The organism is Pseudomonas sp. MWU13-2105 (genome assembly GCF_023242315.1).
GTDB lineage: Bacteria > Pseudomonadota > Gammaproteobacteria > Pseudomonadales > Pseudomonadaceae > Aquipseudomonas.
Window position 1 is genome coordinate 18,381 of sequence record NZ_JALLIY010000019.1, and the last position, 18,563, is coordinate 36,943.

The window sequence follows — 18,563 nt, forward strand, 5'->3', positions numbered from 1 at the left end:
CGCCCTCGCTTAGATTTCAGTAGCCAGTTGGTTAACCAGCTCTGCGTGCGCGTCTTTATCGATTGCCTTGCCCAGGATCTTCCCGGCGCCATCGACGACCAGGCTACCCAATTGGGTGCGCAGTGCGTCTTTGACACTGTTGAGTTCCTGTTCGATCTCGGCCAGAGCCTGAGCCTTCACACGGTCAGCTTCGACGCGAGCCTGTTCACGGGCCTCGTCGACGATCTGGTTACCGCGTTTCTTGGCTTGCTCAATGATTTCGGCTGCCTGAGCTTTCGCATCGCGCAGTTGATGACCCGCTTTCTCTTGGGCCAACTCCAGGTCGCGAGCTGCTCGGCTGGCAGCGTCCAGTCCATCCGCGATCTTCTTCTGACGTTCGTGCAGTGCCGCGATGACCGGAGGCCACACGAACTTCATGCAAAACAGTACAAAAATGAGGAACGCAACGGACTGGCCAATCAGGGTCGCATTAATGTTCACGCCAACACCTCGCTCGTTCGTTGTCCATCAAACCAATCCACTCGAAACATCCGAGTGATTAGTGAGCGAGTTGACCGACGAAGGGGTTCGCGAAGGTGAAGAACAGAGCGATACCGACACCGATCATGGTCACGGCGTCGAGCAGACCGGCGACGATGAACATTTTGACTTGCAGCATTGGGACCATTTCTGGCTGACGCGCGGCGCCTTCCAGGAACTTGCCGCCCAGCAGGCCGAAACCAATTGCGGTACCCAGTGCGCCCAGGCCGATCAACAGTGCAACAGCGATAGCGGTTAGACCAACTACAGTTTCCATCTTTCCTCCCGACTTTTACGTCGTATGGTTTAGGTTTTTTTAATTTAAAGCGGTAAAACAAATCGTTTCGCGGCCCCTTGCGGGGCCACCCCGCGCCGAAGCGCCAGGGACATCAGAGCCGCCGGAACGGCTCTTAATGGTTTTCTTCGTGTGCCATCGACAGGTAGACGATGGTCAGCATCATGAAGATGAACGCCTGCAGGGTGATGATCAGGATGTGGAACACCGCCCACGCCCACTGCAACACCACGCCCAGGCCGCTGAGCCAGAGCAGGCCGCTGCCGAACATCACCGCGATGAGGATGAACACCAGCTCGCCGGCATACATGTTGCCGAACAGTCGCAGGGCCAACGAGATCGGCTTGGCGATCAGGGTGACGAATTCCAGCAGGAAGTTCACCGGGATCAGCAGGGCTTGAACGAAGATGTTCTTGCTGCCGAACGGGTGCAGGGTCAGCTCGCCGATGAAACCGCCGAGGCCCTTGATCTTGATGCTGTAGAAAATGATCAGTGCGAAGACCGAGAAGGCCATGCCCAGGGTCGCGTTCGGGTCGGTGGTCGACACGGCGCGGAACGGGATGTGCTCGTCACCGGTGATCAACATGGCCAGATGCGGAATCCAGTCGACCGGGATCAGGTCGATGGCGTTCATCAGGAACACCCAGACGAAAATGGTCAGGGCCAACGGTGCAATCACCGCGCTACGACCGTGGAAACTGTCCTTCACACTGCCGTCGACGAACTCGACCAGAACTTCGACGAAGTTCTGCAAGGCGCCGGGTTGACCGGAGGTGGCTTTCTTCGCCGCCATGCGGAAAAGCAGGATGAAGATCAGGCCCAGTGCGACAGACCAACCCAGAGTATCCAGGTGGAATGCCCAGAAGCCCATGGCCTTGGCCTCTGCTGCGGAATGGGCAAAGCCCCAGCCGCCAGTCGGTAGCTGACCGAAGGTCAGGTTCTGCAGGTGGTGCTGGATATAGCCCGAAGCGGTTGTTTCTGCTGACATGGTTGCCTCAAACGCCCTAAGGTCTCGAAAGTCTTGTTTTCATTAGCACGGGTGCGAACCAGCTGACCGACTGGGTCAGCACGAAGACACCGAAGACTGCTATCGGCGCCAATGGCTTCACACCTGCGAACGTCAGTGCAAATAGCACTGCCGTCAAAATCAATTTACCCGCCTCGCCGGCATAAAAAGACCGGACGATGGACTGGGCTGCTCGGGCGCCGGAAAACCGAAAGGCCCTGTGAGCAAAATACACATTGGGGAGCAAGGCTATCAGGCCTCCGCAGAGTCCCGAGTATCCGGCAACGACACCATGCCATTGCCAAAGCGCCAACGCCGCCACCAACAAAACGACAAACTGGGCCAACAACACCGGAAATACCGTCAAGCGATGGAACGGCAACCTGTTTGGCGTGCGGGTTTCCATCACTGACGCTCCTCAAGGGTCGGCTGCCACAAATCAATAACTTGGCATAAATTGTGCCGACAAAATGCGCGCAGAGTATAGGGGCGGTTCTGCCCCTATTCAACTGCCAGGTAGTGATTTCCGACTGCCCGCTACATGAGGAAATGTTTCAGCAGATTCAGCGGATATGCGCGAGTACCCCTTGTAGTTCATCCAGGGAGTTATAGCGAATTACCAACTGACCTTTTCCTTTCTGACCGTGGCGGATCTGCACCGCGGAGCCCAGCCGCTCTGCCAGGCGCTGTTCAAGGCGACTGATGTCCGGATCGACCTTGGCCGGTTCGGCAGGCTCCTGTTTGCCACTGAGCCACTGGCGAACCAGGGCCTCGGTCTGGCGCACGGTGAGACCGCGTGCGACAACGTGTCGCGCCCCTTCGACCTGCCGTTCTTCCGGCAAACCGAGCAAGGCCCGGGCATGACCCATTTCCAGATCGCCATGGGACAACATGGTCTTGATCACTTCCGGCAACGCAATCAGGCGCAGCAGGTTGGCCACGGTCACGCGGGACTTGCCCACGGCTTCGGCGACCTGTTGCTGGGTCAGCTGGAACTCCTGCTGCAAACGCTGCAGGGCCACGGCTTCCTCGATCGGGTTGAGGTCTTCGCGCTGGATGTTCTCGATCAGCGCCATGGCGATGGCGGTTTCGTCCGGGACATCGCGGACCATGGCCGGAATGCTTTCCAACCCGGCCTGCTGGCTGGCGCGCCAGCGGCGTTCGCCGGCAATTATTTCAAATCGACCGCTGCCGATCGGGCGCACCACGATCGGTTGCATCACGCCCTGGGCCTTGATCGATTGCGCCAGTTCTTCCAGTGCCTGTGGGTCCATGTCGCGGCGCGGCTGGTACTTGCCGCGCTGGATCAGGTCCAGCGGCAGGTGCTGCAGCTCCCGTTGATCGGCCTGGACGGCCTGTTCTTCCAGCGAACTGACAGTCGGACCACTCAGCAGTGCATCCAGTCCACGTCCGAGACCTCGTTTCTTGACGGCCATGGGGATTCCTTAAGTTGCCGGGGCTGCGGTGCGTGAAGTGCGGCGTTGCCGACGAACCATCTCGCCCGCCAGGGCCAGGTAGGCCACGGCGCCACGGGATTGTTTGTCGTATGCCAGCGCGGGCATGCCGTAGCTCGGGGCTTCGGCCAGGCGGATGTTGCGCGGGATCACGGTGTCATACAGCTGGTCACCGAAATGCTCCTTGAGCTGCGCGGAAACGTCGTTCATCAAACTCAGACGCGGGTCATACATGGTCCGCAACAGGCCTTCGACTTTCAGCTCCGGGTTGAGCAACTCGGCGATCCGCTTGATGTTATCCACAAGGTCGCTGAGCCCTTCCAGGGCAAAGTATTCGCACTGCATGGGGATAATCACCCCATCGGCGGCCACCAGCGCGTTGAGGGTCAGCATCGACAGCGACGGCGGACAGTCGATGAGGATGTAGTCGTAATTCTCGCGAATCGGTGCCAGGGCGCTGCGCAGACGGCTTTCCTTCATCTGCATTTCCAGCAGCACCACTTCGGCCGCCGTCAGGTCGCGGTTGGCCGGCAGCAGTTGGTAACCGCCGTGCTCGGAGAAGTGCATGGCCTGGGCCAGGTCGCATTCGCCGATCAGCACATCGTAGATGGAGTTTTCCAGGGCATGTTTATCCACACCGCTGCCCATGGTGGCGTTGCCTTGTGGATCGAGGTCGATCAGCAGCACCCGACGCTTGGTGGCGACCAGGGATGCTGCGAGGTTGATGCAGGTGGTGGTCTTGCCCACGCCACCTTTCTGGTTCGCTATCGCGAATACCTTAGCCATTCTTGCTTGTGTTCCCAATCATGCCGTGCGGCGCAGTATCAGCAGATGGCGTTGGCCTTGGCAACCGGGTACGGCCAAGGCATGTTCGCTATCGAGGTGGAAGTCTGCCGGCAATGCTACCAGCTCATCGGCGGGATGGACGCCCTTCATTGCCAGCCAACGTGTGTCACCGTCGCCAAGGTGGCGAGTCCAGCCGGTGAAGTTCTCCATGCTGCTGAACGCCCGGGAAATGATCCCGTTGAACGGCTGTGGCGGCTGGAAGGCTTCGACCCGGCTGTGGATAACTTGCAGGTTATCCAGCTTGAGTTCGAGTTTGACCTGGGTAAGGAAGCGGGTTTTCTTGCCGTTGCTGTCCAGGCAGGTCACCTGTGAATCGGGAAACAGGATCGCCAGGGGTATCCCCGGCATCCCGCCGCCGCTGCCGACATCGAGCCAGCGGCCGTTTTCGACGAAGGACATCACGCTCAGGCTGTCGAGCAGATGGCGCGAGACCATTTCGTCGGGATCGCGCACGGCGGTGAGGTTGTAGGCCTGGTTCCATTTGATCAACAGGGCCAGGTAACCCAGCAGCAAGGCGTGCTGGGTTTCACTCAGGTTCACGCCAAGCTGGCGGGCACCTGTGGATAACTCTTCTGCGTGTTGCGAAGTAACCAACGAACTCAAGCGCTTTGCTCCAACTGACGGCCCGCGCCGCGTTTTTTCAGGTGAATCATCAACAGGGAAATCGCCGCCGGCGTCACCCCGGGAATCCGCGAAGCCTGGCCGAGCGTCTCAGGACGGGTTGCGCCGAGCTTGCTCTGGATCTCCTTGGACAGGCCGGAAATACCGCTGTAGTCGATATCCACAGGCAGCTTGGTGTCTTCGCTGGCGCGCAGGCGAGCGATCTCGTCCTGCTGGCGGTCGATATAACCGGCGTATTTGGTCTTGATCTCGACCTGCTCGGCGACTTGCGGGTCTTCAGCACCCTGCCCGGTCACGGCGACCAGACCAGCGTAGTCGATTTCCGGGCGGCTCAGCAGATTCAGCAAGTTGTATTCGTGGGTCAGCGGTGTACCGAATTTTTCCGCGATGGCATCGCCCTGCTCGGTGCCCGGGCGGACCCAGGTGCTTTTCAGACGCTGCTCTTCCAGCTCGATGCTCTCGCGTTTCTTGCAGAAAGCCGCCCAGCGCAGGTCATCGACCAGGCCCAGCTCGCGACCTTTTTCGGTCAGGCGCAGGTCGGCGTTGTCTTCGCGCAGGATCAGCCGGTATTCGGCGCGGGAGGTGAACATCCGGTACGGTTCCTGGGTCCCCAGGGTGATCAGGTCGTCTACCAGCACACCGATGTATGCCTCGTCGCGACGCGGACACCAACTGTCCTTGCCCTGGGCGCGCAACGCGGCGTTGGCGCCGGCGAGCAAACCTTGGGCACCGGCTTCTTCGTAACCGGTGGTGCCGTTGATCTGCCCGGCGAAGAACAAACCGCCGATGACTTTGGTTTCCAGGCTGTACTTCAGGTCACGGGGATCGAAATAGTCGTACTCGATGGCATAACCCGGCCGCACGATATGGGCGTTTTCCATGCCGCGAATCGACTGGACGATCTGCAATTGCACGTCGAACGGCAGGGAGGTGGATATCCCGTTCGGGTACAGCTCGTGGGTGGTCAGGCCTTCGGGCTCGATAAAGACCTGGTGGCTTTCCTTGTCGGCAAAGCGGTGGATCTTGTCTTCGATCGATGGGCAATAACGCGGGCCGATGCCTTCGATCACCCCGGAGTACATCGGCGAACGATCGAGGTTCGCGGCGATGATTTCGTGGGTGCGGGCGTTGGTGTGGGTAATCCAGCAACTGACCTGGCGTGGATGCTGCTCTTTCGAGCCCATGAACGACATTACCGGGATCGGCGTATCGCCCGGTTGTTCAGACATCACCGAGAAATCCACGGAACGGCCGTCGATACGCGGCGGCGTACCGGTTTTCAGGCGCCCGACACGCAGCGGCAGCTCCCGCAGGCGTTGGGCCAGGGCAATCGATGGTGGATCGCCGGCACGGCCACCGGAATAGTTCTGCATCCCGATGTGGATAAGTCCACCGAGGAAGGTGCCGGTGGTCAGGACCACGGATTCGGCGAAGAACCGCAGGCCCATTTGAGTCACGACACCGCGAACCTGGTCCTGCTCGACGATCAGGTCGTCGGCGGCTTGCTGAAATATCCACAGGTTCGGCTGGTTTTCCAGGATCTCGCGCACCGCGGCCTTGTACAGCACGCGGTCGGCCTGGGCGCGGGTAGCGCGCACGGCCGGGCCTTTGCGGCTGTTCAAGACACGGAACTGGATGCCGCCCTTATCGGTGGCTATCGCCATCGCGCCGCCGAGGGCATCGATTTCCTTGACCAGATGGCTTTTGCCGATCCCGCCGATCGCGGGGTTGCAGCTCATGGCGCCGAGGGTTTCCACGTTATGCGTCAGCAGCAGGGTTTTTGCCCCCATGCGTGCGGACGCCAGTGCTGCCTCGGTACCGGCATGACCGCCGCCGATGACGATCACTTCAAAACGGGAAGGGAAATCCACCACGCACCTCGTGCCTGCTTCAAGTAGGTAATTAGGAATAGGGTCGGCCCACTTTTTTGAGCCAGGTCGTCAAGTATAGGGACTTCCCCCCTCCTAAAGAACCCTTTGCACAAAATTTAACCAGCTGTGGATGACTAGCGGACAATAGAAATTAAAAAGAAAGAAATTTATAAGATCTTTGTTTTTATGTTTATTCTTAGTCAGCAACCTTTCTGTGGATAAGGTGCTACAGGCCTTATTTATCAATGTGTACAGAGACTCAAAAGTCTGTGGTCATGTGGCCAGGAAGGTTTGGGATAACCGGTCTAAGCCTGTGGATTAAACCGATGGTTATCCACAATGGGGTTCATCCTCAGTTTTCAGGCCCAGTTATCAACCGAGCTGAGGCGTGGTTATTCACAGGGCTTAATCCACAGAAAAATGCCTGCCAGGGCAAATCCTAGGCAGCCGAAAGCCGCCGGAACGATCAGAAATCGTCCGACCGGCAAAAAATTCACTGAGGTCTGCTGCTTGATGTGGGAGCGGAGCTTGCCCGCGAAGGGGCCCGTGAGAACGTCAAAGATCTCACAGGGAGCTTGCGGCGTAGTTATTTACCGATGCAGAAGCTGGAAAAGATCCGCCCCAACAGGTCATCCGAGCTGAACGCCCCGGTAATCTCGCCGAGGAACTGCTGGGCATGGCGCAGATCCTCCGCCAGCAGCTCGCCGGCGCCGGCCAGGGTCAGCTGTGCGTGACCGTGCTCGAGAGCCGCGCTGGCATGCCGCAGGGCTTCCAGATGGCGCCTCCGAGCGCTGAAGCTGCTCTCGGAGGTCTGTTCGTAACCCATGCAGGCCTTGAGGTGCTCACGCAACAACTCCAGTCCCTCGCCACCGACCTTGGCACTCAGGCTGATGGTGACATGGCCATCCTCGCTGACTTCCATCGCCATGGCCTCGCCGCTCAGGTCGGCCTTGTTGCGGATCAAGGTGACCTTGGCCGGATCTGGTCGCTGTTCAAGGAATTCCGGCCACAAGGCAAAAGGATCCACAGCCTCCGGCGCGGTCGCATCGACCACCAACAACACCCGGTCGGCCTCGCCAATGGCCTTGAGCGCACGTTCCACACCGATCTTTTCCACCTGGTCGTCGGTATCGCGCAAGCCGGCGGTATCTACCACATGCAGGGGCATGCCATCGATGTGGATATGTTCGCGCAAAACATCGCGGGTGGTGCCGGCGATCTCGGTGACAATCGCTGCCTCGCGTCCGGCCAGGGCATTGAGCAGGCTGGACTTGCCGGCATTCGGCCGACCGGCGATCACCACCGTCATGCCATCGCGCAACAAGGCGCCCTGCCCGGCTTCGCGCATCACTGTGGATAACTCGTTGCGCACCGCATCGAGCAAGGCCAGCACGTGCCCATCGGCAAGGAAGTCGATTTCTTCCTCGGGAAAGTCGATGGCCGCTTCCACATAGATCCGCAGACCGATGAGTTGCTCGGTGAGGTTATGCACACGCATGGAAAATGCGCCTTGCAATGAACGCAGGGCATTGCGCGCCGCCTGTGCGGAACTGGCCTCGATCAAATCGGCAATCGCCTCGGCCTGGGCCAGGTCGAGTTTGTCATTGAGAAACGCCCGTTCGCTGAATTCACCCGGCCGCGCCAGCCGGCAGCCCAGTTGCAGGCAGCGTTGCAGCAGCATATCGAGAACCACCGGACCACCATGGCCCTGCAGCTCAAGCACATCTTCACCGGTGAAGGAGTTCGGCCCGGGGAAATACAGAGCGATGCCTTCATCGAGCACATCACCGTCGCCATCCAGGAACGGACCGTAATGGGCATAGCGCGGTTTCAACTCGCGACCAGCGATGGCCAGCGCCGCGGCGTGCGCCAAAGGCCCGGAAATTCGGACGATACCGACCCCGCCACGGCCTTGGGCGGTGGCAACAGCGGCGATGGTTTCCCGAGGAAGGCTCATGAATCGGGTCTCGACATTAAAAATGACAGATAGCAAAACGCCCCACTAGGGGGCGTCTTGAGTGGTTATCCACAGAGTAGGTTACGCAGTGGCTTTCTTGGTAGCCGCTTCGATCTTACGTGTGATGTACCACTGTTGGGTGATGGACAGGCAGTTGTTCACAACCCAGTACAGCACCAGACCTGCAGGGAACCACAGGAAGAAGAAGGTGAAGATGATCGGCATCAGCTTCATCACCTTGGCCTGCATCGGATCCGGCGGAGTCGGGTTCAGACGCTGCTGGATGAACATGGTTGCGCCCATGATGATCGGCAGGATGAAGAACGGATCCTTGATCGACAGGTCGGTAATCCACAGGATGAACGGTGCCTGGCGCATTTCAACGCTTTCCAGCAACACCCAGTACAGGGAAAGGAAAACCGGCATCTGCACCAGGATCGGCAAGCAGCCGCCCAGTGGATTGATCTTCTCTTTCTTGTACAGCTCCATCATGGCTTGCGACATTTTCTGCCGGTCGTCGCCATGTTGCTCTTTCAGTGCCGCCAGTTTTGGCGCCACGGCACGCATGCGCGCCATCGATTTGTAGCTGGCCGCCGACAATGGGAAGAACAGGCCCTTGATCAGCATGGTCAGCACGATGATCGAGAAGCCCCAGTTACCGAGCAGGCTGTGGATATGTTGCAGCAACCAGAAGATCGGTTGGGCGATAAACCACAGGATGCCGTAGTCGACCGTCAGTTCCAGGCCTGGGGACAACTGTTTCAGCACGGCCTGGCTTTTCGGGCCGGCGTACAGAATGGCGCTGGTCTCGGTTTTCTGGCCTGGGGCCAGGGTCAACGAAGGACCAGTGTAGCCGATGATGTAATTGCCCTGGCTATCCTTGCGGGTGCTCACGACATTGCTGTCGCCCTTGGCCGGAATCCAGGCGGTCACGAAGTAGTGCTGCAGCCAGGCAACCCAACCACCTTGAACGGTTTCCTTCAGCTGGGCCTTGTCGATATCTTTCATCGACACTTTTTTGTACGGCTCGGAACTTGTCCACAGGGCGGCGCCGAGGTAAGTCGCGGTGCCAGTGGCGGTGCTGGAGGACGGATCGGCGCTGTTGTCACGTTTCAGCTGGGCGAACATCGCACCCGACCAGGGCTGGGCGCCCTGGTTGTCGATCAGATAAGACACGGTAACGTCATACAGGCCGCGTTTCAGGGTGAAACGCTTGATGTAATTGACGCCGTTCTCGCTGAATTTCAGGTCGACGACCAGTTGTTCCTGGCCATCAGCCAGTTGATAACTTTTCTGTGCCGAAGCGTACAGCGGGCGACCGGCCGAACTGGCGTCCGGGCCGTTGGCACCGATCAGGCCGCTCTGGGCCAGGTAGGTACGCTCGCCACCGTTGTCGAACAACTGGAAAGGAATTTCCGGATGATCCTGACGACGTGGATAAAGCGGCAGCTTCAGCTGGGCAACATCCCCACCTTTTGGATCGATAGCCAGGTCGAGCACATCCGTTTTGATATGGATGAGGTCGTTGCTGACAGCCACCGGTGCTTCAACAGGTGCACTGGTGTCATTGGCTGCACGTGGAATGTCATCACTGGCGCTTGTTTTGTTGCCAGCTACCGAATCCGGCAAGCCGGGAACGGTGGTGCTGGAAGCGACATTCTGGGTCGGCAGGGCAGCCTGACCGTAGTCCTGGTTCCATTTGAGGACCCCGACATAGGTCACGATTGCCAGGGCGACGATCAGGATCGTGCGTTTGATATCCATGATTACTCGGCCATCGAAGAAGAACGGGAGGTAGGGATTGGTGGAACCGGGTCATAACCACCGGCATTCCACGGATGACAGCGACCTAAGCGACGAACGGTCAGCCAGCCACCGCGCAGGAGTCCATGTGTTTCGATGGCTTCATACGCGTAGCAAGAACAACTGGGGTAGAAACGACAGTGATTGGCCATCAAGGGACTGATGGCATAGCGATAAAACTGGATCGGAACGAGGGCCAGTTTACGCATCTGGGCTGTCTACCCCCACAGTTTCGGTTTTGCCTGCGGGTACCGCTGGCGCCGTACGGGCCAAGCGTTTCCAGAGTTTGCCGAAATGCTGGATCAATTCAGGGTTTTCGATATCGCCCAGACCTTTGCGCGCGACGATAACGATGTCCCAGCCGACCAGTGAATCCTGGTGCAGTCGGAACGACTCGCGCATCAGACGTTTCAGGCGATTGCGCTCAACGGAGAGCTTGACGCTCTTTTTACCGATAACCAGCCCCAGACGGGGGTGATCCAGATCGTTGTTGCGCGCAAGGAGCAGGAGATTTTTCCCCGGAACCTTGCCGGTAGGGGAGTCAAAGACTGCCTTGAAATGCCGAGGAGTAAGCAGACGCTTTTCCCGACTGAAGTCCTGACTCACCACCCGCGCCGGATTATCAAACTGCCAGACGAGCACGGCCTTTGGCGCGGCGACGCGACAGGACGGCACGACCGTTCTTGGTGGCCATGCGAGCACGGAAGCCGTGGGTGCGGGCGCGTTTGATAGTGCTGGGTTGGAAAGTACGTTTCATGGCGTTGCTACCTGGTTCGTCACAACGGGCCGGAATGGCCCCCGTTTTAAGAGACCGGGGATTCTAGAGAAAGCAAGCCCGCAGGTCAATTTCCAACCAGCTTTTACTTCATATAGATATTCGGACCGATCTGGCTGGCACCCACCATGACCTAGATATAAGAATAAAGAAGGGAATTATTTAAAGCTTTTCTGTAAAGCTTATAGAAGCTTAGCAAGCGATTTTCTGTGGATAAGTCCCTTGAGGTCATGAAACACGTACTGTACAGAGAATGACAACTGGGTGGGTAAGCGGTGCTCCGCCTGTGCCGCGCTGTCGGATAAGCTGTGTGTGGAATGCCATGTTATCCATAGGCCAGTTACCCACAGACTTTCGCCCCCACTTGTGCAACGCCCTCAAGGGCGGTTATCCACAGAGCTTATGCACATACCATTGGTCGCATTGTCCACCGATAAGCAGTTGATTCTTCAGGTTGTCCCTGCAACCTACATGTGGATAAGTGCTCGGCCTGCCGGTACAATGGCCGCTTGTTTTTGCCTCACCGGCTTTCAACTTAGGGGATATCCGTGTCAGTGGAACTTTGGCAGCAGTGCGTGGAGCTTCTGCGTGATGAGCTGCCTGCCCAGCAATTCAACACCTGGATCCGTCCACTACAGGTCGAAGCCGAAGGCGACGAGTTGCGTGTCTATGCACCGAACCGTTTTGTGCTCGACTGGGTGAATGAAAAGTACCTGGGACGTTTGCTCGAACTGCTGAACGAGCATGGCAACGGTCTGGCGCCCGCGCTTTCCTTATTAATAGGCAGCAAGCGCAGCTCGACACCGCGTGCCGCGCCAAATGCCCCATTGGCCGCAGCTGCTTCCCAGGCCATGGCCGCCAACGCTCCGGCACCGGCTGCGGTAACTCCGCCCGCACAGCCGGCCCCGACCCCGAAGACGGCGGTCGAGGTCAGCGAAGAACCGTCGCGCGACAGCTTCGATCCAATGGCCGGCGCCAGTTCGCAACAAGCCCCGGTGCGTGCCGAACAGCGTACGGTCCAGGTGGAAGGCGCGCTCAAGCACACCAGCTACCTGAACCGCACCTTCACCTTCGAGAACTTCGTCGAGGGTAAGTCCAACCAACTGGCCCGGGCCGCGGCCTGGCAGGTGGCGGACAATCCCAAGCACGGTTACAACCCGCTCTTCCTTTATGGCGGTGTCGGCTTGGGTAAGACCCACTTGATGCACGCTGTGGGTAACCACCTGTTAAAGAAGAACCCGAATGCCAAGGTGGTCTACCTGCATTCGGAGCGTTTCGTCGCGGACATGGTCAAGGCCTTGCAGCTCAATGCCATCAACGAGTTCAAGCGCTTCTACCGTTCGGTGGACGCGCTGCTGATCGATGACATTCAGTTCTTCGCCCGCAAGGAGCGCTCCCAGGAAGAGTTTTTCCACACCTTCAACGCCTTGCTTGAAGGCGGTCAGCAAGTGATCCTGACCAGCGATCGTTATCCGAAAGAGATCGAGGGTCTGGAAGAGCGCCTGAAATCGCGTTTCGGCTGGGGCCTGACCGTTGCGGTCGAGCCTCCGGAGCTGGAAACCCGGGTCGCGATCCTGATGAAGAAGGCCGACCAGGCAAAAGTCGAACTGCCCCATGACGCGGCGTTCTTCATTGCCCAACGTATTCGTTCCAACGTCCGTGAGCTCGAAGGCGCGCTGAAACGGGTGATCGCTCACTCGCACTTCATGGGCCGCGATATCACCATCGAACTGATCCGTGAATCGCTGAAAGACCTGCTGGCGCTGCAAGACAAGCTGGTGTCTGTGGATAACATTCAGCGCACGGTGGCCGAATACTACAAGATCAAGATTTCCGACCTGCTGTCCAAGCGCCGTTCGCGCTCGGTGGCGCGTCCACGTCAGGTCGCCATGGCCTTGTCCAAGGAACTTACCAACCACAGCTTGCCTGAAATTGGTGATGTCTTCGGCGGGCGCGACCATACTACGGTCTTGCATGCATGCCGCAAGATCAACGAACTTAAGGAATCCGACGCGGACATCCGCGAGGACTACAAGAACCTGCTGCGAACACTGACCACTTGATGACACCAGCGCAGCTTATTAAGGCAAGGGACTAGACCATGCATTTCACTATTCAACGCGAAGCCCTGTTGAAACCCCTGCAACTGGTCGCAGGCGTCGTCGAGCGCCGCCAGACCTTGCCGGTGCTCTCCAATGTGTTGCTGGTCGTCGAAGGCCAGCAACTGTCGCTGACCGGTACTGACCTGGAAGTCGAACTGGTCGGTCGCGTCCAACTCGAAGAGCCAGCGGAACCGGGTGAAATCACCGTGCCGGCACGCAAGCTGATGGACATCTGCAAGAGCCTGCCCAACGATGCCCTGATCGATATCAAGGTCGACGAGCAGAAGCTGGTGGTGAAGGCCGGTCGTAGCCGCTTCACCCTGTCGACCTTGCCGGCGAACGATTTCCCTACCGTGGAAGAAGGCCCGGGTTCGCTGACTTGCCAGCTCGACCAGAGCAAGCTGCGTCGCTTGATCGAGCGCACCAGTTTCGCCATGGCCCAGCAGGACGTGCGTTACTATCTCAACGGCATGTTGCTGGAAGTCTCGGCCGGTGTGATCCGCGCCGTGGCCACCGACGGTCACCGTCTGGCCATGTGTTCGATGCAGGCCGATATCGGTCAGCCGGATCGCCACCAGGTGATCGTGCCGCGCAAAGGTATCCTGGAATTGGCCCGCCTGCTGACCGAGCCGGAAGGCAACGTCAGTATCGTCCTCGGTCAGCACCATATTCGTGCCACCACGGGTGAGTTCACTTTCACCTCCAAGCTGGTGGATGGCAAGTTCCCGGACTACGAGCGGGTACTGCCAAAAGGCGGCGACAAGCTGGTCCTCGGCGATCGTCAGGCATTGCGCGAGGCGTTCAGCCGCACCGCGATCCTGTCCAACGAGAAGTACCGCGGCATCCGTCTGCAACTGGCCAACGGTCAGCTGAAGATCCAGGCCAACAACCCTGAGCAGGAAGAAGCGGAAGAAGAAGTCGGCGTCGACTACAACGGCGGTTCCCTGGAAATCGGCTTCAACGTCAGCTATCTGCTGGATGTGCTGGGCGTGATGACCACCGAGCAGGTGCGTCTGATCCTGTCCGATTCCAACAGCAGCGCCCTGGTGCAGGAATCGGATAACGACGATTCCGCCTACGTCGTCATGCCGATGCGCCTGTAACGGTGTCGCGCCTACCCATGTCCAGCCAACGCTAGATGTCCCTCAGTCGTGTTTCGGTCACCGCGGTGCGTAACCTGCAGCCGGTGACCTTCTCCCCCTCCCCGCGTATCAATATCCTTTACGGCGCCAACGGCAGCGGAAAAACCAGCGTGCTCGAAGCGCTGCATCTGCTTGGGCTCGCGCGCTCGTTTCGCAGTACCCGTCTGCTACCGGTGATCCAGTACGAGCAACTCGCCTGCACGGTCTTCGGCCAGGTGGAGTTGGCCGAGGGTGGGCACAGTGCATTGGGGATATCGCGGGACCGCCAGGGTGAATTCCAGATCCGCATCGATGGGCAGAACGCCAAGAGCGCGGCGCAACTGGCGGAAATCCTGCCGTTGCAACTGATCAACCCGGACAGCTTCCGTCTGCTCGAAGGGGCCCCGAAGATCCGTCGGCAGTTCCTCGACTGGGGGGTGTTCCACGTGGAACCTCGTTTCATGTCGACCTGGCAGCGCTTGCAGAAGGCCCTGCGGCAGCGGAACTCATGGCTGCGGCATGGTACACTTGACGCCGCTTCGCAAGCGGCCTGGGACCGGGAACTGTGCCTGGCCAGCGCCGAAATCGATGAATACCGCCGCGCTTACATCAAAGTCTTGAAACCAGTCTTTGAGCAAACCTTGAGCGAGCTAGTCGAACTCGAGGGCTTAACGCTGAGCTATTACCGTGGTTGGGACAAAGAGAAGGAATTGAGCGCCGTGCTCGCCTCTTCCCTGCACCGGGACCAGCAAATGGGTCACACCCAAGCCGGACCACAGCGAGCTGATTTGCGTCTTCGATTGGGCGCACACAATGCCGCGGACATCTTGTCCCGGGGTCAGCAGAAGCTGGTGGTCTGTGCCTTGCGCATTGCTCAGGGGCACCTGGTCAGTCAGGCCCGGCGCGGTCAGTGTATTTATCTGGTGGATGACCTGCCGTCCGAGCTGGACGAGCAACACCGTCGCGCACTCTGTCGCTTGCTGGAAGACTTACGCTGCCAGGTGTTTATCACCTGTGTAGACCACGAATTATTGAGGGAAGGCTGGCAGACGGAAACGCCAGTCGCTTTGTTCCACGTGGAACAAGGCTGTATCACCCAGACCCACGACCATCGGGAGTGAAGGCATGAGCGAAGAAAATACGTACGACTCGACCAGCATCAAGGTGCTGAAAGGTTTGGATGCCGTACGCAAACGTCCCGGTATGTACATTGGCGACACCGATGATGGTAGCGGTCTGCACCACATGGTGTTCGAGGTGGTCGACAACTCCATCGACGAAGCCCTCGCCGGCCATTGCGACGAAATCAGCATCATCATCCACCCGGACGAGTCCATTTCCGTACGTGACAACGGTCGCGGTATTCCGGTGGACGTGCACAAGGAAGAAGGCGTTTCCGCGGCCGAGGTCATCATGACCGTGCTGCACGCCGGCGGTAAGTTCGACGACAACTCCTATAAAGTCTCCGGCGGTCTGCACGGTGTCGGCGTGTCGGTGGTGAACGCCCTGTCCGAATTGCTGGTGCTGACCGTGCGTCGTAGCGGCAAGATCTGGGAACAGACCTACGTCCACGGCGTGCCACAGGAACCGATGAGAATCGTCGGCGACAGTGAAACCACCGGTACCGAGATTCACTTCAAGGCCTCCGCCGAAACCTTCAAGAACATCCACTTCAGCTGGGACATCCTGGCCAAGCGGATTCGTGAACTGTCCTTCCTCAACTCCGGTGTCGGTATCGTCCTCAAGGACGAGCGCAGCGGCAAGGAAGAGCTGTTCAAGTACGAAGGCGGCCTGCGGGCGTTCGTTGAATACCTGAACACCAACAAGACTCCGGTCAACCAGGTGTTCCACTTCAACGTCCAGCGTGAAGACGGCATCGGCGTGGAAATCGCCCTGCAGTGGAACGACAGCTTCAACGAGAACCTGTTGTGCTTCACCAACAACATTCCACAGCGCGACGGCGGTACTCACCTGGTGGGTTTCCGTTCGGCACTGACGCGTAACCTCAACACCTACATCGAAGCGGAAGGTCTGGCGAAGAAGCACAAGGTCGCCACCACTGGTGACGATGCCCGTGAAGGCCTGACCGCGATTATTTCGGTCAAGGTGCCGGATCCGAAGTTCAGCTCCCAGACCAAGGATAAGCTGGTCTCTTCCGAAGTGAAGACTGCGGTCGAACAGGAAATGGGCAAGTACTTCTCGGACTTCCTGCTGGAAAACCCGAACGAAGCCAAGCTGGTGGTCGGCAAGATGATCGACGCCGCCCGTGCCCGTGAAGCGGCACGTAAAGCCCGTGAGATGACCCGGCGCAAAGGTGCGCTGGATATCGCTGGCTTGCCGGGAAAACTGGCCGACTGCCAGGAAAAGGACCCTGCCCTTTCCGAACTCTACCTGGTGGAAGGTGACTCTGCTGGCGGTTCCGCCAAGCAGGGTCGTAACCGTCGTACCCAGGCGATCCTGCCGTTGAAGGGCAAGATCCTCAACGTGGAAAAAGCCCGTTTTGACAAAATGATCTCGTCCCAGGAAGTGGGCACGCTGATCACCGCGTTGGGCTGCGGTATCGGTCGCGACGAGTACAACATCGAGAAACTGCGTTACCACAACATCATCATCATGACCGATGCTGACGTCGACGGTTCACACATCCGCACCCTGCTGCTGACCTTCTTCTTCCGTCAGTTGCCGGAGCTGATCGAGCGTGGCTACATCTACATCGCCCAGCCGCCGTTGTACAAGGTCAAGAAAGGCAAGCAAGAGCAATACATCAAAGACGACGACGCCATGGAAGAGTACATGACGCAGTCGGCCCTGGAAGATGCGAGCCTGCACCTGAACGAAGAGGCACCGGGTATTTCCGGTGCCGCGCTGGAACGTCTGGTGAATGACTTCCGCATGGTGATGAAGACCCTCAAGCGTCTGTCGCGCCTGTACCCGCAGGAGCTGACCGAGCACTTCATCTACCTGCCGGCGGTGAGCCTGGAGCAGTTGGGCGATCACGCGGCGATGCAGGATTGGCTGGCCAGGTATGAAGTCCGCCTGCGTCTGAACGAGAAGTCCGGCCTGGTCTACAAAGCCAGCCTGCGCGAAGACCGTGAACGTAACGTCTGGTTGCCGGAGGTCGAACTGATCTCCCACGGCCTGTCCAATTACGTCACGTTCAACCGCGACTTCTTCGGTAGCAACGACTACAAGACCGTTGTGACCCTGGGTGCGCAGTTGAGCACCTTGCTCGATGAGGGCGCCTACATTCAGCGTGGCGAACGCAAGAAAGCCGTGACCGAGTTCAAGGAAGCCCTGGACTGGTTGATGGCCGAAAGCACCAAGCGCCACACCATCCAGCGCTACAAAGGGTTGGGGGAGATGAACCCGGACCAATTGTGGGAAACCACCATGGACCCAGCGGTTCGCCGGATGCTGAAGGTGACGATCGAAGACGCCGTCGGTGCGGACCAGATCTTCAACACCCTGATGGGCGATGCGGTAGAGCCACGTCGTGACTTTATCGAGAGCAATGCGTTGGCGGTGTCGAACCTGGATTTCTGATGGTTTGATGTTACGCAGTACCAAAAAGCCAACGCTAAGCGTTGGCTTTTTTATGCGTGCTATTTCCCTCACGATTTAAAAGCAAAATCCCCTTCTGTATTCAGCAAGCCCGTCTACACTCTAGGGTCTATGCCCATAGGTGGCATTGTGCCTCACCCAGAAACTGAACGGTTTTACCACTATCCGACGACTGACTCCCGCGCCACCCTCAAGTGGATCGGGCCGTTGGCGGATAGCCTTGTTGTGCAGTGGAGCTTTGTTCAACTGAGTCAGGGAGGAACCTATGTCGTCATCCGGCAACCTGCAAGCTTTGCAGCCTGCCCCCTCGGCGGGTGCTTTTTTCTGGATACCCCTTATCCCCGCCGCCAGTGCCGTGTGCGTGTTGCTGTTGAGCGACTGGCGCCCCGCCAACCTGGCCTGGTCGGTCGGGCTGTTGCTGCTGGGGGGGCTGGCCGGACTCTTGAACCAGCGTCACTATCGGCAACTGTCAGCCCGGCTCCTGAGTGACGCCCAAGCTGCCCAGGCCCCGGTCGATACAGCCTCAACCGGTGGCCTGGAGGCGGTCTGCCTGGAAGCCATCCCGATCTGGTCCCGGCAGATCGAAAGTTCTCGGACTGAGACCGAAACCGCCATCATTGAACTGACCAGCC

The 18,563-nt window shown here is 58.7% G+C and carries 17 protein-coding genes; 4 read left to right on the forward strand and 13 right to left on the reverse strand.

The features are described from left to right. Positions 1 to 9 precede the first annotated feature (9 nt). The 13 genes from M5B96_RS24995 to rpmH all read right to left on the reverse strand — a co-directional run bounded on the left by M5B96_RS24995 (position 10) and on the right by rpmH (position 11,129). The gene (locus M5B96_RS24995) at positions 10 to 480 is read right to left on the reverse strand and encodes a F0F1 ATP synthase subunit B (RefSeq protein WP_248799660.1); all 471 of its coding nucleotides are present in this window, start codon (positions 478 to 480) and stop codon (positions 10 to 12) included. Between the two features lie 58 nt (positions 481 to 538). Further along, positions 539 to 796, reverse strand: a complete 258-nt coding sequence (gene atpE / locus M5B96_RS25000; RefSeq protein WP_019694395.1) for a F0F1 ATP synthase subunit C — start codon at positions 794 to 796, stop codon at positions 539 to 541. A 133-nt stretch (positions 797 to 929) separates the two neighbouring features. Continuing rightward, positions 930 to 1,802: a F0F1 ATP synthase subunit A gene (atpB, locus tag M5B96_RS25005; RefSeq protein WP_248799661.1), complete on the reverse strand. Its 873-nt coding sequence runs from the start codon at positions 1,800 to 1,802 to the stop codon at positions 930 to 932. 16 nt (positions 1,803 to 1,818) lie between these two features. Then, on the reverse strand, positions 1,819 to 2,226 hold the full coding sequence (locus M5B96_RS25010; RefSeq protein ID WP_248799662.1) for a F0F1 ATP synthase subunit I: 408 nt from the start codon (positions 2,224 to 2,226) through the stop codon (positions 1,819 to 1,821). A 157-nt stretch (positions 2,227 to 2,383) separates the two neighbouring features. Further along, a complete protein-coding gene (locus tag M5B96_RS25015; RefSeq protein ID WP_248799663.1) occupies positions 2,384 to 3,256 on the reverse strand; it encodes a ParB/RepB/Spo0J family partition protein in 873 nt (290 codons plus the stop codon). Positions 3,257 to 3,265: 9 nt separating this feature from the next. Further along, positions 3,266 to 4,060 carry a ParA family protein gene (locus M5B96_RS25020; protein WP_248799664.1) on the reverse strand — a complete coding sequence of 265 codons (795 nt, stop codon included), beginning with the start codon at positions 4,058 to 4,060 and terminating at the stop codon, positions 3,266 to 3,268. Positions 4,061 to 4,078: 18 nt separating this feature from the next. Then, positions 4,079 to 4,723 carry a 16S rRNA (guanine(527)-N(7))-methyltransferase RsmG gene (gene rsmG / locus M5B96_RS25025; RefSeq protein ID WP_248799665.1) on the reverse strand — a complete coding sequence of 215 codons (645 nt, stop codon included), beginning with the start codon at positions 4,721 to 4,723 and terminating at the stop codon, positions 4,079 to 4,081. Next, the gene (mnmG, locus tag M5B96_RS25030; RefSeq protein WP_248799666.1) at positions 4,720 to 6,612 is read right to left on the reverse strand and encodes a tRNA uridine-5-carboxymethylaminomethyl(34) synthesis enzyme MnmG; all 1,893 of its coding nucleotides are present in this window, start codon (positions 6,610 to 6,612) and stop codon (positions 4,720 to 4,722) included. Before mnmG ends, rsmG begins: the two co-directional genes overlap by 4 nt. Positions 6,613 to 7,198: 586 nt before the next feature. Further along, on the reverse strand, positions 7,199 to 8,569 hold the full coding sequence (mnmE, locus tag M5B96_RS25035) for a tRNA uridine-5-carboxymethylaminomethyl(34) synthesis GTPase MnmE (RefSeq protein WP_248799667.1): 1,371 nt from the start codon (positions 8,567 to 8,569) through the stop codon (positions 7,199 to 7,201). An 81-nt stretch (positions 8,570 to 8,650) separates the two neighbouring features. Beyond that, the gene (gene yidC / locus M5B96_RS25040; protein WP_248799668.1) at positions 8,651 to 10,333 is read right to left on the reverse strand and encodes a membrane protein insertase YidC; all 1,683 of its coding nucleotides are present in this window, start codon (positions 10,331 to 10,333) and stop codon (positions 8,651 to 8,653) included. 2 nt (positions 10,334 to 10,335) lie between these two features. Then, a complete protein-coding gene (yidD, locus tag M5B96_RS25045; RefSeq protein WP_100939920.1) occupies positions 10,336 to 10,581 on the reverse strand; it encodes a membrane protein insertion efficiency factor YidD in 246 nt (81 codons plus the stop codon). Continuing rightward, the gene (gene rnpA, locus M5B96_RS25050) at positions 10,574 to 10,981 is read right to left on the reverse strand and encodes a ribonuclease P protein component (RefSeq protein ID WP_248799787.1); all 408 of its coding nucleotides are present in this window, start codon (positions 10,979 to 10,981) and stop codon (positions 10,574 to 10,576) included. Before rnpA ends, yidD begins: the two co-directional genes overlap by 8 nt. Before the next feature lie 13 nt (positions 10,982 to 10,994). Continuing rightward, complete coding sequence (rpmH, locus tag M5B96_RS25055) at positions 10,995 to 11,129, reverse strand: 50S ribosomal protein L34 (RefSeq protein ID WP_003213577.1); 135 nt, start codon at positions 11,127 to 11,129, stop codon at positions 10,995 to 10,997. A gap of 566 nt (positions 11,130 to 11,695) precedes the next feature. On the opposite strand from rpmH, the gene dnaA reads away from it, so the two are divergent. The 4 genes from dnaA to gyrB are packed head-to-tail and all read left to right on the forward strand — an operon-like array spanning position 11,696 to position 17,913. Next, positions 11,696 to 13,210, forward strand: a complete 1,515-nt coding sequence (gene dnaA, locus M5B96_RS25060) for a chromosomal replication initiator protein DnaA (protein ID WP_248799669.1) — start codon at positions 11,696 to 11,698, stop codon at positions 13,208 to 13,210. 38 nt (positions 13,211 to 13,248) lie between these two features. Then, on the forward strand, positions 13,249 to 14,352 hold the full coding sequence (dnaN, locus tag M5B96_RS25065) for a DNA polymerase III subunit beta (protein WP_248799670.1): 1,104 nt from the start codon (positions 13,249 to 13,251) through the stop codon (positions 14,350 to 14,352). Positions 14,353 to 14,387: 35 nt separating this feature from the next. Beyond that, positions 14,388 to 15,491 (forward strand): DNA replication/repair protein RecF, encoded by a 1,104-nt coding sequence (recF, locus tag M5B96_RS25070; RefSeq protein ID WP_100939924.1) that lies wholly within the window; start codon positions 14,388 to 14,390, stop codon positions 15,489 to 15,491. A 4-nt stretch (positions 15,492 to 15,495) separates the two neighbouring features. Further along, positions 15,496 to 17,913: a DNA topoisomerase (ATP-hydrolyzing) subunit B gene (gyrB, locus tag M5B96_RS25075; RefSeq protein ID WP_248799671.1), complete on the forward strand. Its 2,418-nt coding sequence runs from the start codon at positions 15,496 to 15,498 to the stop codon at positions 17,911 to 17,913. Positions 17,914 to 18,563 lie beyond the last annotated feature (650 nt).